The following is a 13,957-nucleotide window of genomic DNA, read 5'->3' on the forward strand; positions in this document are numbered from 1 at the left end:
AATCGCCGGATTGAGGATGTAGATATCTTCACGTTATTGTGTTTTTCATCACCGAATGCGTCAGCGGAGCTTGCGGTATTCGTTCGGCGTGACGCCGACGACCCGCTTGAATACCTTCGTGAAATGCGGATAGTCGGGGTAGCCGACCCGTTCGCCGACCTCGTAGGTTTTGAGCTCCTTCTGTCCGGCGAGCAGCGTCTTGGCCTGTTCGATCCGGTAATCGATGAGGTAGGCGATGAACGACTTGCCCGTCTCCTGCTTGAACGAATTATAGAAATGCGTCACGGACATGCGCAGCCGGGTCAGCAGGTCGTCCAGCTTGAACTCCGGGTCGGCATAGCGCTCCCGTATTACTTGGAGCGCCTCTTGGATGGCGGTGTGCTTGCCCCAATTCCGGCTGCTCCTCACTTGTTCCACCGCCCGCAGCAGCATGTCGCGGAACTGCTCCGTCATCTCGGACAGCCGCTCGCTCCAGGCCAGCTCGAGGGCAAGCGGCGTTCCCCGCTCCTCGGACTGGTGACGGAGCGCGGCCGCCGCGTCCAGCAGCGCGCCCTTCTTCTGCTCGTCCGCGAGCGGGCCGAAATCCGTTACGGTGCGCACCGTTTCGTCGGCCAGCGACCTGACGCCGGGCTCGTCGACCATCCAGATCCGCTCGATCAGCAGATCGGCCAGGCGCAAGCAGCGGAACAGCAGCTCGCCCTTCGCCTTGGATGCGTCGATGCGTTCAAGATGCTTCGCGTACAACCCCAGCATCAGCTCCTTCACGGCCGCGGGACGCATCGGCTTGAGGATATAGTCGGCAACGCCGTACTTGAGCGCCTCGCGCGCATACTCGAACTCGCCGTACCCGGACAAGATCACGATCTCCGGTCGCCAGCCCCGCTCGTGCACGGCGCGAATCAGCTCGAGTCCGCCCATCACCGGCATGCTGATGTCCGTCACGATGACATGCGGCCGCGCGCGCTCCGCGAGCTCGAGCGCCTCCTGTCCGTCCATCGCATCGCCGGCGATGACGAAATCGGGATGCGCGCCCGTAATGATTTTGCGCAGGCTCAGCTTGACCATCGGCTCGTCATCCACCAATAAGATCGAAAAGCTCATGCTACTCCTCCTTCTCCGCTTGCGTGCAGCGGCAGCGTAATCCGAATCGAGGTGCCGTGCTCGTCCGACGAGGCAATATGCAGGCCGTACGCATGGCCGAATATCATGCGCAGCCGCGCATGCACGTTCAGCAAGCCGATGGACGGGGGCCTATCCCCCTGCCCATGAATGCTTCCCAGCTGCTCTGCCGCTTCCCCCTCCGCAAAAACGGCGTTGAAGCGTTCTCTGGTGTCGGCGGACATCCCTTGGCCGGTGTCGGCGATCTCCAGCACGAACCGGTCGTCCTCCGTTCGGCCGGCGATGCGGATCAAGCCGGGACGGATTCCGTGCCGGTCGTAGCCGTGCTTGAAGCAGTTCTCCACGATCGGCTGCAGCATGGACCGCACCGCCGGCACGCAAGCGGCAAGCGCCCGATCGACGTCGATCTCGTACGCGAACGACGGATACCGTTCCGCCTGAATCGAGAGATACGCTTCGATATGATGGATCTCGTCCGCCAGGGAAACGCCGGCGTTCGGGTTCTGCACGTTATAGCGGAACATGTCCCCGAGCGAGACGATCATGCTGCTGATCTTGTCGTTGCCCTCCACGATCGCGTTGGAATTGATGAACTCCAGCGTATTGTACAGGAAATGCGGGTTGATCTGCGCCTGCATCGCATGCAGCAGCGACTCCTTCTGCTTGACCTCGAGCTCCTTCTCGCGCAGCTCCGACACGTGCACGATTTCGACGAGCCGCTTGATCTCTTCGACCATCTTGTTGAAGCCGCGGTATAGGCTGCCGATCTCCTGACCGCCCCCTTCATCCGGCGCTTTGACGTGAAAGTCGCCCATCTCGGCGCTCTTCATCAGCCGCAGCAGCTTGACGAGCGACCGGGTGATGGAGTACACGACGCCGCTTGCGGCCAGCATCGAGAGCAGGAACAACAGCATCAGCACCACGATCGAGACGCGGCTGACGGTCACGATCGACTGGTTCAGCTCGGAGAGCAGCACTTCGGAGATCAGCGTCAGGTCGGTGCGGCCGGAGCGGATGAAGACGATCAGCTTCTTGCCTTCGTCCGTCTGAACGGTGAACGCGCCGCTTTGCTTGGTTCCCATTTCTCGCAAGTAATTGGCCGGCACGACCTTCGGCATCTGCTCGCCCTGCGGATGATAGATGACCTGGTTCTCCGTGTCGGCGACCCAGACGAAGCCCGTCCGGCCCAGTTGGACGTCCTGTATGATATGCACCATCTCGTCGCGCTTCATGTCGACGATCAGCATCCCCTGCTTCATATGGCTCTGCGGAGGCGTGAATTTCATCGCCATGGCGACCACCTCGCTGCTCGGCGTCGCTTCGAGCCCCATGATGCCGAATCTCCCGGGAGCCTTCAATCGGCTCAGGTACGAGGTATATCGCTGCTCCGCCATCGTAAAGCTGGAGCTCGAGGTCGCTTTGATCTGGTTCGAGATGAGCGAGATGCCGTAAATATCCGTGCGGTTCAGCACGATTTTCGAAAACAGCTCCTTGTCGATCCGGTACGAGAGCTCGTACCGCTTATAAGGGTCGTCGTCCTGGTCCTTCAGGAACTCGCCCGTCAGATCGCTGGCCAGCATCGGCAGCATCGTCCGCTGCACCTCGGTGAAGTACGTCTCCAAATGCGTGTTGACCTGATTCACCAGCTGGATGCTGGAATCGACCGCATTGCGCTCGATGACGTCGTACGTCTTCTCGTACCAGACCCAGCCGATGATCGGCAGCGGAATATAGAGAAAGCTCATCAGGATCAGAATCTTCTTTTGCAGCGAGATTTGCCGTAACCGTTTCAATGCGCATCCCTCCGGTGTCTATGCCGTTACGCTAGTAATTTCAATTCAATATAGCCGATTCCGGGTGAAAGCGCTATGATTCCGGCGTAAGATCGCGGCACGCCCGATGGGGACAGACGCGCGAATGGCGCGTGAATAATAGAATCGCAGAATATTTTCGGCCCATAAAAAAAGAGGCGCACCCGGCGCCTCCGTCTTTCGGACTGCTCGTTATTTATCCAGCTTTTTGGAAATATCCTTCAATACCGACAGCACGTTATTCAGCGCGATCAAGATAAAGCCGAGCATCACGTAGGTGACGATTTCATGCGTAAAGAAAGAAATAATGCCCAATACGGCGGCATAGATGCCGAATAGAAAAAGTTTCATCGTGTCCTCCCGGAAGCCGGTGTCATTTATTTCTTGCATAGTAAATTATTGAGATAAGGCTAGCTTATCATTCGCGCTGCCGCGGCGTAAAGAAAACGGATGCCGGGGCATCCGTTTTTCGCGTCCATATCGTTTCCTGAATTTGGGTGCCGCGATTTATAGCTCCCCGCACTTACTCGGCAACTTTCTCCCATGCGACAGGCTGTTCCAGGATGACCCCGTCCGTCTCCGCCCATTGGGCGAGACTGTTCTCTTTGGCTTGCACGACGATAAAATGCAAGTCTTCCGACGCAGAGGTATTCCGCAGCGCTCTCGTGCCGTCACGCGCGATTCGGACGGAGGAACCTTCGAACACGTCCAATTCCTCGCCGTCCACTTGGATGCGGCCCTGTCCCTTCAGAAAAATATAAAGCTCCTCGTTCTCCAAGTGCTTGTGATAGAAGGGCACTTCCCCTCCCGGTGGCAAATTATTGAGCGAAACCTCCATGCTCGTCAGGGATAAGGCCGCTTTCAAAAATATTTTCCCCTTCAGCTTGCCCTCCGTGACGTTTCCGAAATCCGAAAATGCTCCGGCATGGTTAACGGTATAATTCGCTTGCTTGAGCTCCACTGCGTTCACCCCATCTTGGACGGATTTGTATGCGATTCGCTGCGACCGCGCCGGTGCCGTGCATCAAAAGGCCGGCAGCGTTTTGCCCGTTTCGAGCAGGCTCTTCAAATTACTGAGAATAACAGGCCAGCCGTTATTGAATCCCACGATCTTGCCCTCGTCTTTGCGGATATCCTTGTCCAATAAATCCTCGTGCAAGAGCGTCAGTTTGACCGTTTCGTTCAGGGGGGTTAATTCGTACGTAACCTTGGAGACCCGTTCTCCCTCGTCGTCCTTGACGCTCCAGGTCATGCTGAGCAACCGGTACGGATCATATACCAGCACCTCGCCATGATGATCGATCTTGCCGTTCCGCTCCAATTGAAAGCCGGAACCCACCTGCCAATCGGAAACAAACTCGCTGCCGAAAAAGTACTGCCTCGTGAATTCGCTGCTCGTTAGGGCTGCCCAGAGCTTCTCGGGCGTCGTCGCGATGTAGGTCGCGTACACGAAAGACGTGCTGCTCATGCGTGAAATCCTCCTCTTAAGCTTGCGTGAGTGGGGGTGGAACTTTGGTTGGGGGCTTCCAACCGGCGGCGCTCGAACCTTCCGTCCCATGACTGACACGTTGTCCTCGTAGTTATTATATGCAACGATATGGTTGCATGTAAAGCATTAAAAAACAAGCCCCTTTCTGCGGGGAACATCCACCCCATGGAGCTATCGCGTCATGTTTGGCTAATGGGCAAGGGCAGCCGCGCGGCTGCCCTTCGCAAGTGAATACCGTGTAGTCGCCTATTCATCCGCCCAACCGCGTTGTTTGCGGAGAAGCACGATTTGACCGATGTGATACGCATTATGGGTGCAGAGGTTGGAGATAGCCGCCCACCACGGGCAATCGCCAGGATAATGGGGTACTTGGGCGTCCAGCTTGGAATCCGGCGAATCCGCGATCACTTGACGAAGCTCCATGTATGCTGCCTCGAGCCGACGCGCAGCCGAGCTCCAGTTTTCATCGTTTATTTCTTCTGTTATGTTGAACGTACGATCGTTATTGGCACCAATGCCCACGAACGTTTCCCTGCCGATAAAATAATGCAGCCATTTCTCATTCCAATAGATCAGGTGACTGACAAGCTGCCAAATGGAGTGCTGCGCGTCATCTTTACGCCAAACTGCCTGCTCCGCGTCTAATCCCTGAACCGAATCCACGAACGTAGGAAACCAGCTCAGGTCATTATGGCAAGCGGCTAGCTGATCTAACAATATCTCTTTTTTCGAGAAGCTCATCTCATGTCTCCTTTTCTATCGGGGTACGCGTAACCCCGTACCGGGCGTTCGTTCGGCCGCTCGTTGCTTTGAGGAATGAAGGAGCTGCCGCGCGGCGAGCTCCTCCATGCTTGCATGTGCAGACGGTTAATACAGTCCCCTGCGAATGAAATTGGCCGTCACGGGGACTTTGCCTATTTCCCTCGACCAGACGGACAATTGACCCATATGATGAATTTCATGGGCAATGACATGCCGCATGATTTCACCGTATTTGAAGGTCACGGGCTCCCCCTTCGGCGATACATCCGCTAACGTCTTCAATTCCATCTCGTCGGTCCACGACTGGACGAACGGATGCACTTCCTCGTGAAATCTCGCGGCCAGATCGATCACCTTCGGCAGGCTGGCATAGGATTCGAACGGCTCCGTGAACTCCGGCTTCCCCTGCAGGCCGCACAGCCAGCTGTATTCCACGTCCACGACATGAAACAGCGTGTGCAAGATGCCTCCGATCCCGCCGGTTCGCTTCTTCAGCAGTTCTTCCTCGGACACGTCTTGGCACCAAGCGAACCAGTCCTGCCGAACCTGCCAGTTATATTCGAATAATTTCAACATTTGTTAAGCCTCCTAGTAAACTATTGATGATGAGAACACAAAAAAGCCACGGGCAATCAGCCCGTGGCCAGAAGGGGTCGGACGCGCGCAAGGCGCGTCCTAAACGCACATCTGTTCCGTAAGGGGGGCTAGTTGCGGCACAACGTCCCTGCGGTTATCATTCATAGCTCCCACCTCCTTTGTCGATGCCATAATCTTACATGATGGCTTCCGGCGCGTCAACCGTTTTCGCCCATCGGGATAACGAATATCACGTTTTGGATCCTTCTTCATCCAGTCATCTTGCCTGGGCATCACGAACCTGACTTTGTCCCTGCAACCGATTCATAAACGCCGCCAGCGCATGAGAAACCCATTTCTTCGGATGCTTCACGAGCTGCAGCGCCAGCCGAATCTCGGGGTGGGCGAACGGCAGCGCCGCCAGATCGCCTCTGCGGATCTCCTCCGCGGCCGCCATCCGCGGCAAAAGCGCGATGCCGTCGCCGGCCATGACGCAGCGCTTGATCGCTTCCGGATTGCCAAGCTCCAAGCCGACGCGGTAACCGATGCCGTTCGCCCGAAGCACTTTCTCCAGCATGATGCGGTAGTTGCAGCTGTCCTCGCTCATGAACCATTCCATGCCCGCGAGCTGCGGCAGCTCCACCTGATCCAGCGCCGCCAGCGGATGGGATGGTTTCGCGATGAGCACCAGCGGCTCTTCCCGAATCGCAAGCCATTCCAGCGCCGGATCGGACGGGCTGCTCGCCAGAATAAGCCCGAGGTCGAATTCGCCTTCTCGGATACCGTGCAGAATGGCCTCCTCGCGGTCCGGCTGGAGCCGGATCGACAGCTCGGGATAATCCCGGCGCAGCTGCTGCACGTAAGGCGGGAGATAATACGACGCGACGGAATCGATGGTGCCGATCGAAAGCGTGCCTCCGCCCTGGCGCGCCAGCTTTTCCTTGGACTCCTGATACAAATCGAGCATTTGCACCGCCATCCGCAGCAGCTCTTCGCCGGCGGACGTGAGCCGCAGCCCCCGTCCGAAGCGCTCGAACAGCTCCACGCCGTACGACTTCTCGAGCTTTTGAATTTGCGTCGTCACGCTGGATTGCGCGTAGCCCAGCTCCTCGGCCGCCCGGGTGAAGCTCTGGCGAAGCGCCACCTCGCGAAAGGTTTGCAGGTAGATCAGTTCCATTGCATGCGGCCACCTTATCAATATTATTGATATTGCTTATCAATTATTATAGATAACGATGATGCTGATTCCTATGCTAACTTTATCTTATCGACAAACGAACTCATGGAGGTGCCGTCATGTTAAAGTCAGAGGACTTACGCGGAATTTTCGTGCCGGTCGTGACGCCGTTCTCGCCGGACGACTCGCTGGACCTGCAATCGTACGACCGTTACGCGGGCAGTCTGCTGGATCATGGCATTCAAGGGCTGGTCATCAACGGAACGACGGGAGAAGCGCCGACCGTCTCGTGGGAGGAGGTCCGCGAGCTCGTGCGACGGACGAAAGCCGTCCTGGCGGGGAAAGGCCGCTCGATTCCGGTCGTCGTCGGCACCGGGACGAACGATACGCGGTCGACCGCGAGCCGGACCGAGCAAGCCGGAGCGCTCGGCGCCGATGCCGCGCTCGTCGTCGTGCCGTATTACAGCAGGCCGTCGCAGGCCGGCATCATCGAACATTTCCGGCGAGCCTCGCGCGCGGGAGTTCCCGTAATCGCGTATGAGGTTCCTTCCCGCACGGGCGTGAGCTTGAGCGCGGACACGGCCGCGGCAATCCTCGAGCTGGACGGGGTCGTCGGATTAAAGGACAGCTCCGGCGGAACCGAGCTGTTCGCGGCATTGAAGCGGATGGGCGTCTCGAAGCCCGTGCTATGCGGGGACGACAAGCATTTTCTCGCGATGCTGAGTCTGGGAGCCGCGGGCGGCATCGTCGCCTCGGCCAACCTCAGGACGGAGACGTTCGTCGAGACGTGCCGGCTGATCCGGGACGGCCATGCAGCCCGGGCGGCGAGTGCTTTCGATTCGCTGGCTCCCCTCATCGAGCTGCTGTTCCGGGACTCCAACCCCGCCCCGCTCAAATGGCTGCTCGCGCAGCAAGGCATCCTTGCTTCGGGTGCCCTGCGGCTGCCGCTGCTGCCCATATCGGAGGAGCTGCAGCGGCAGCTCGCGAAGGAACTGAAGCCCTCCGCCTCGGAGATCGACGGCGGTCGGTAAGCGGCTGCTCGCGCCGTTCCCTGCGATGCTCCCGAACAAGACAGCCAGCCCCTTCACGGGAGCTGGCTGCGGCTCGTTAGCGAGACTTGCGAATATCTTTGGATCTGCATCCGGTCCCGATCACGTATAAACTTGAAAGTCCGTCGTATGAACGAGATCGTCTTGAAAGTCGACGATCATTTTCGTTTGTATGCGAGGCTCCAATTCTTTCAATTCTTCTTCCAATTTGGCCCAATGCTCGTCCGTAACGCTCACGCTCGAGCCGGCATGAAAATGATGCCGTAAAAATTGCAGTCTGTATGCCCCGGGCGGGTGCGTGAAATGGAGCCTTGAGCCTTCCAATAATTCGACGCGTCTGATTCGCTCGCGTTCGCGATCGGGCATCGCGTTAATCATTTCCTTGTAGGACTCGAAGAAGTTCCCCGTTTGGCGATTCATGACGTAACGGTGCAGCGCGGTCGCGAACGTCCGCCAGCCGTACAGCTTCTCCCCGACTCCGATAGCGGCATCGGTGCCGCCGACTTCGGCGGCCTTGTAATCGGCTAAGTACTCTCTTTTTTGCGATTCATAGAACTGCAGATAAATAAACAAATTGGCCAGCAGCCAAGGCACGTACGACAGCAGCTTCAGAACATGCTTGGATACGAAATACGCCAAGTTCCTTTCCGTGATGCCTGAATCCTGCGGATCCAACAAATCGCTCCATCTCAACAAAGTGTGATAAGCGGAGAGCGTGTAGAAGCCGCTTAGGATGTCGCGGTTGACGCCATGCGCGATTTCATGCCCGACCAATGCCACTTTCTCCTCGCGACTCAAAATAGAGAATAACGGGAGTCCCAACGTCACGTATCTTTTCATGCGCCAGCCAGCTTGTAGGTAGCTGGCGTTAAATCGATGATCGATGATCAGCCCGTCGATTCTGGGCAGCTTCATGTAATCGCTAATCTCGTCGACCAGTCCATAGAGCGCACTGTATTGTTCTCTCGATAAGCGCACGCCGTCCAGAGATAGCTTCGGAAACCGAGGCGCCGAGAACCATACGGCAAGCGCTGCTATTGCGCCAAGCAAGACATAAAAATAATAATGGCTATGAATGCCATTTACGATCAAGACGCAGCAGCTCACAGCCAAAGAAACCGTGATTAGATGGATCAACGACGCGAACAAAAATACGATGAATTTGTTAGTCGTCAGCCTTGGTTTGAAGCTTTTCTCATTCATCATGTCAAGAAGCAGTTTCGTTCCAAGCTTCCGTCCGAGCTTATGATAGACTGCCGCGAATCGAGTATCCGAGGTCATCGATTCGAACGGTTCAAGGTTCCACCCGCATTCGCACCACGATCGAAAATTCGCATGACGAGGCACCTGACTGCCGCACGCGGGACAGATCTCGACAGATTCGCTTGTGTTGCCCGGAATTTCTTGTGTAAGCACGAACACGCTCTCCTTCGTTTGGAAACCATTCAAGCCGATTATAAATCATTGCGCTATCGTTGCACAGACTTCTAAAATAATAAAAGATTCTACGAACGTTTCCACGTATACGAAAGCGTCTCGACGCCCGTCCCCATGAGCGCGCGATGCTCGAAGGTGAAGACATTCCCTTCCCGCTTGATCAACTTCAGCTTGTCCGTCGGGTAATCGAATTGGTTGTTCGGCCAGGTGTCGAGCAGCTGCTGTTCTTCCGCGGAGAGAAGCTCTTTGTAGAGTGGCACGGCCGTATCCTTGTTCATATCGACGAGCAGCAGCGTTGCGGCTGCGTATGGGCGGACCAGCGCGATTCCTTCGTCGACGGATGCGTATTCGATCGTAAAATTCTTATCCGATCCCAGCAGGGATCCCATATCGTAGCCCAGCACCGTATTGCCGGCATGATCCAGGAACAGCGCTCCCGTTTTATTCAGCAGCACGTGGTAACCATCCGTTGACTTCTGAATGCTCTGGGTATTGCCGAACCCATAGTATAACTCCTCCGTCTGGCGTACCAGCTTGCCGTTCTGAATCACGAGCGAATAATAGTCGGCGGCCAAGCTCGGCTCGCCATGGCTGTGCATGATCTTCAACAGCACGCTTCCTTTCGCGTCCAGTTTCGTTTCCGATATGCCGTAGTACTGATAAGCCCGCACGTTCGTCCAGCCGATCGTATGCGGCAGTTCGCTTCCGATTGCCTCGTAAGCGATGCCGTTGTCCCTGCGCACCCAATACCAGCCGGAGGAATCGCCGGTTACCATGCTAAGAGGCGCATAATCCACGCCAAGCTCCTTGCTCGGGTACAGCCGGATCGTTCCGCCCGCCCATGCGGAGATGGACTTGAGCGGGTAAAACCATTCCCCGTTATGCTTGATCGGCGCCGACGCCATCATGCGCGTCCCCGAGTTCGTGTAGGCGTATCGGGATGTTTTCCCCCACGACAGCTTATGGTTCGGACCCGTGACGTTTAAGACGCCTTGTCCGTCGATTGACCAGACGTAGTCGCTGTAGACCACCGCCAGCTCTTTCAAGGACATATAAGTGATGCTGTTCTTAACCAGCAACTGATCTCCCGGTTTGCGAAGATCATACATACGTCCATTCGGATAGAGGGACATTTCTCCGACAGGGACTGCCGCGCCGGCTATGCCGACCGCCGTCGAAGCGGCATTTGCCGTTCCAAGCGTTTGCGCTGCGGCGCTCGTGCCGAACAGGACCGTAAGCGCCACAGCCGTCAGCCATTTGTTTCTCTTTTTCATTTCCATTCCTCCCGATCAAATATTTTCCATTACTGTTGACGATTTGTTTTTCCGATTAGTTGCAGCTACGGCCGCCCCCGTCCATGAAGAAAGAACCTCCCTCTCCACAAGCTTCGGTGGAATTGGAGGTTCTTGCGGTACATGATCGCTTCTCACAGCTCGTACAGCTCCGCCATCATGCGGATCTGACGCTGCGGCTCCGCGACCCAAAAGCCGGCTAATTCCGCTTACGATACTGGTTCGGGGGCAGACCCGTCGTTTTCTTAAATGCCGTGCTGAAATAATGCTGCGATTCATAGCCCGTCTTCTCGGCGATTTCGTGTATGGCCAGATCCGTCTCGTTCAGCAGCCGAATCGCCTCCTTCATTCGGGCGGCTGTTAGCATGCTTACGAAAGAAGTCCCCATCCCTTGCTTGAAAATACGGCTCAGATATACGGCAGACACGTTCAGCTCGCCCGCAATCCCCTCAAGCGACAAGTCCCGGTCTTCGTACCGGTCGGAGATAATCTCCTTGGTCCGCCGGACAAATGGACTTAGCCGCGTCTCCCGGTTAACGGAGGCCCTTGCCTCCAAATAAAGCGAGGGTACATCCCCGGATGAGCCGTGCCGGTAGCTGGCTACGATCTCGATCTTCAAATACCCCGCCACATCCGCTTCAATCCGACGAAAGACCGTCTCCTGCGGCTTGCCCCAGATCAGAACGACGATTAATCCTACATGATCGCGGAAATGAACGGTAGTAAACGGCTCGAGATGCTCTTCCATGATATTCTCGATCGCAAACAATAAAAGCTGGCGGTCCTTTTCGGAGAAAAACGCCTTGCCCTTCGACTGCTCCGGCCACCGGACGACCCCCACGTAGTCCGGCTCCTCGCCCGGTATCCGAAGGAACGAAAGCTGCTCGCGAATCTCCGCTTCGCCCAGCTCCCCCTTGATCCATTCGAGGCAAAACCTTTCCCTGAGCAGCGCGAAATGCTTATCGATCTGTTTGGAAGCCATCTGCAGAAGTTCTTCATTAACCGTCGTTTCCTCCAGCTTCTGCACGACTCTCGCCAGCACTTCTCCCAGCATGTCGGGATTAACCGGTTTAAGAATATAATCGTCGACCTCGAGCTTGATCGCTTCATAAGCGTAGTTAAATTCATCATGACCGGTAATAATGACAATCTTGCATTTGGGAAGCTGCTCCCGAAGGTGGCGGATCAAGGCGAGGCCGTTCATAATGGGCATGCTCAGATCGACGAGCAGAATATTCACCTGCTTTTCCACGGCCAGCTCCAGTGCTTCCTCCCCGTCCTCGGCTTCCCCGACGACCTTCAACCGCAGGTCGTCCCATGGTACGGAACTGCGGATTCCTTCCCGGATAATCGACTCGTCATCCGCGATTAACACCTTCCATGTGCGTGTCATGCGCGCCCTGCCCCTTCCGATGAATAATAGGATGCTTGATGATTACCGTTGTTCCGGCTTTCTCTCTGCTCTCGATCGCAATGCCGCTGGTCTCGCCGAAGCTTAATCGCATCCGCTCCTGCACGTTCCTGAGTCCGTAGCTGGCCGCTTGTCCTTGCGGACGCTCTTCGGCCGACCTCTGCGCTGCGCTCGCTTCATAAACCGAAGGCACGGCCCGAAGCACGGCGCGCAGCGACTCGAGCCTTGCTTCCGACATACCCGCTCCGTCATCCTGAATAACCAGTTCCAATATCTCTTCGCTAATCATGGCGCGAATCGCAATCATCCCCGGCCCGCGGCGTTCCTTGATGCCGTGATAGATCGCATTTTCGACGAGCGGCTGAAGAATAAGCTTCAGCACGAACAGATCGTCGCAGCTGCCGTCTACCTCGATGGTATAGTTCAGCTTATCTTTGTAGCGGGTTTGCTGGATTTTCAGATAGCTCCGGATATGCTCGATCTCGTCGGCGAGCGGGATCATCTCCTGGCCCTTGCTTAGCCCGATACGGAACAGCTTGGACAAAGCCTCCACCATCTCCGTCGCTTCCTTCGCGCCGTCCTTGCGGGCCAGCCACTGGATCGTATCCAGCGTATTGTACAGAAAATGCGGCTGAATATGCGCCTGCAGACTGCGCAGCTCCGCCTCCCGTTTGAGCCGTTGTTCCGCCCACACCTGCGAGATAAGCCGGGTCATCTGCGAGAGCATCTTGTTAAAGCTGCGGCCGAGCAGGCCGATCTCATCCTCCCGCTCCTCCGGAATGCGGATACTCATATTGCCCTCCTCGACCTTGCGCATGAAAGAAGCCAGCTGCGAGATCGGCCTGGAGATCGAATGAGACAGGTAATACGATGCGGCAATGCCAAGCATGCAGACGATAAACACGAACGTAACGAGATAGAGGTTAATGTCTTTAATCTCCTGCACGCTGTCCTGAACGGCAAAGACCCCGACGGTCGTCCAATTGGTGAAAGAGGATTTCTGATAAATAAACTGCAGCTTCTGGCCGCCTACCGTTTGGGCGAACATGCCGGACGACTGCTGCCTTGGCAGGGCAACGACGCCCAGACTTTCGAGCTTGGAGTTTTTCGGCGCATAGATGCTCTCGCCCTTATCGTCGATCACCATTAAATAGCCCGATTTCCCAAGCCGCACGTCCCGCACCGTCTCAGCGATTACCCTCAGCTTAAGATCAATGAGGACAACGCCCAGCGTCTTCTGCGTATCCGGGTCCTGCATGGCGCGGACAACCGAGACGACCTCGCTGTCCTTGTAATTGGAATGGGTCGTTACGTTCCGGCTCGCCGGATGGCCGATGATCTTGAAGATCCCTTTGGCCTCGACAGCCTCCCGGTACCAGGTTTCCTGCGCTAGGCTGTCTCCGGTCCGGGCATACATCTCATTGCTGAAATAATCGCCGTTCGGCCGTACGACGATGATCCCGGCAACCTCCGAGTAGAGCGAGGTAAATCCCTGCAGAAATTTGGACATGCGGTATTCCTCGTGGTCATCGTCGACGGCCTTCTTCCCCTCGTTCAAGAAAGCCTGAATATCCGGATTCATCGAAATAAAATAGGAGATATTCTGAATATTGCCCGCGTAATAGTCCAGCGACTTATTCACGTTGTCGATAAGCTGCATCGTATGGCCGTTAACCTGCTTCTCGACGATGCCGTTCACGATCCACCCCATTAACAACCCAATCACAAGGGAAGGCAGGATGCTGATCAGCAAAAAATGAAGAATCAGCTTGTACCGGATAGACCAGTTGTTCAGCTGGAAGCTCTTCTGCAGCTGTTTGAATACCATGATCGG

General features: G+C 56.2%; 13 protein-coding genes. 1 reads left to right on the plus strand and 12 read right to left on the minus strand.

The window, feature by feature from the left end; genetic code table 11:
- Positions 1-60: 60 nt before the first annotated feature.
- From GT019_RS11970 to GT019_RS12000, 8 genes are all read right to left on the minus strand, one after another.
- Positions 61-1,101, minus strand: coding sequence for a response regulator transcription factor (locus tag GT019_RS11970; protein WP_161743381.1), 1,041 nt, complete (start codon positions 1,099-1,101; stop codon positions 61-63).
- On the minus strand, positions 1,098-2,912 hold the full coding sequence (locus GT019_RS11975; protein ID WP_161743382.1) for a cache domain-containing sensor histidine kinase: 1,815 nt from the start codon (positions 2,910-2,912) through the stop codon (positions 1,098-1,100). The genes GT019_RS11970 and GT019_RS11975 overlap by 4 nt, the downstream gene beginning before the upstream one ends.
- Positions 2,913-3,122: 210 nt before the next feature.
- Positions 3,123-3,281, minus strand: a complete 159-nt coding sequence (locus tag GT019_RS31585; protein ID WP_201755355.1) for a hypothetical protein — start codon at positions 3,279-3,281, stop codon at positions 3,123-3,125.
- Positions 3,282-3,453: 172 nt separating this feature from the next.
- On the minus strand, positions 3,454-3,891 hold the full coding sequence (locus tag GT019_RS11980; protein ID WP_328803950.1) for a cupin domain-containing protein: 438 nt from the start codon (positions 3,889-3,891) through the stop codon (positions 3,454-3,456).
- A gap of 63 nt (positions 3,892-3,954) precedes the next feature.
- Complete coding sequence (locus GT019_RS11985; RefSeq protein ID WP_161743384.1) at positions 3,955-4,398, minus strand: SRPBCC family protein; 444 nt, start codon at positions 4,396-4,398, stop codon at positions 3,955-3,957.
- Positions 4,399-4,665: 267 nt separating this feature from the next.
- Positions 4,666-5,160, minus strand: a complete 495-nt coding sequence (locus GT019_RS11990) for a DinB family protein (protein ID WP_161743385.1) — start codon at positions 5,158-5,160, stop codon at positions 4,666-4,668.
- A 126-nt stretch (positions 5,161-5,286) separates the two neighbouring features.
- On the minus strand, positions 5,287-5,757 hold the full coding sequence (locus tag GT019_RS11995) for a DinB family protein (RefSeq protein ID WP_161743386.1): 471 nt from the start codon (positions 5,755-5,757) through the stop codon (positions 5,287-5,289).
- Positions 5,758-6,034: 277 nt separating this feature from the next.
- Positions 6,035-6,934, minus strand: a complete 900-nt coding sequence (locus tag GT019_RS12000; protein ID WP_161743387.1) for a LysR family transcriptional regulator — start codon at positions 6,932-6,934, stop codon at positions 6,035-6,037.
- Positions 6,935-7,053: 119 nt separating this feature from the next.
- On the opposite strand from GT019_RS12000, the gene dapA reads away from it, so the two are divergent.
- A complete protein-coding gene (dapA, locus tag GT019_RS12005) occupies positions 7,054-7,965 on the plus strand; it encodes a 4-hydroxy-tetrahydrodipicolinate synthase (RefSeq protein ID WP_161743388.1) in 912 nt (303 codons plus the stop codon).
- Between the two features lie 120 nt (positions 7,966-8,085).
- Here the strand turns inward: dapA and GT019_RS12010 are convergent, their stop codons facing one another.
- From GT019_RS12010 to GT019_RS12025, 4 genes are all read right to left on the minus strand, one after another.
- Positions 8,086-8,898: a M48 family metallopeptidase gene (locus tag GT019_RS12010; protein WP_161743389.1), complete on the minus strand. Its 813-nt coding sequence runs from the start codon at positions 8,896-8,898 to the stop codon at positions 8,086-8,088.
- A 590-nt stretch (positions 8,899-9,488) separates the two neighbouring features.
- Positions 9,489-10,694: a hypothetical protein gene (locus GT019_RS12015; RefSeq protein WP_161743390.1), complete on the minus strand. Its 1,206-nt coding sequence runs from the start codon at positions 10,692-10,694 to the stop codon at positions 9,489-9,491.
- 217 nt (positions 10,695-10,911) lie between these two features.
- A complete protein-coding gene (locus GT019_RS12020; protein ID WP_161743391.1) occupies positions 10,912-12,105 on the minus strand; it encodes a response regulator transcription factor in 1,194 nt (397 codons plus the stop codon).
- A complete protein-coding gene (locus GT019_RS12025) occupies positions 12,071-13,951 on the minus strand; it encodes a cache domain-containing sensor histidine kinase (protein WP_161743392.1) in 1,881 nt (626 codons plus the stop codon). Before GT019_RS12025 ends, GT019_RS12020 begins: the two co-directional genes overlap by 35 nt.
- Positions 13,952-13,957: the final 6 nt, after the last annotated feature.

Source organism: Paenibacillus glycinis (genome assembly GCF_009909185.1).
In the GTDB taxonomy this organism is placed as follows: Bacteria; Bacillota; Bacilli; order Paenibacillales; family Paenibacillaceae; genus Paenibacillus_Z; species Paenibacillus_Z glycinis.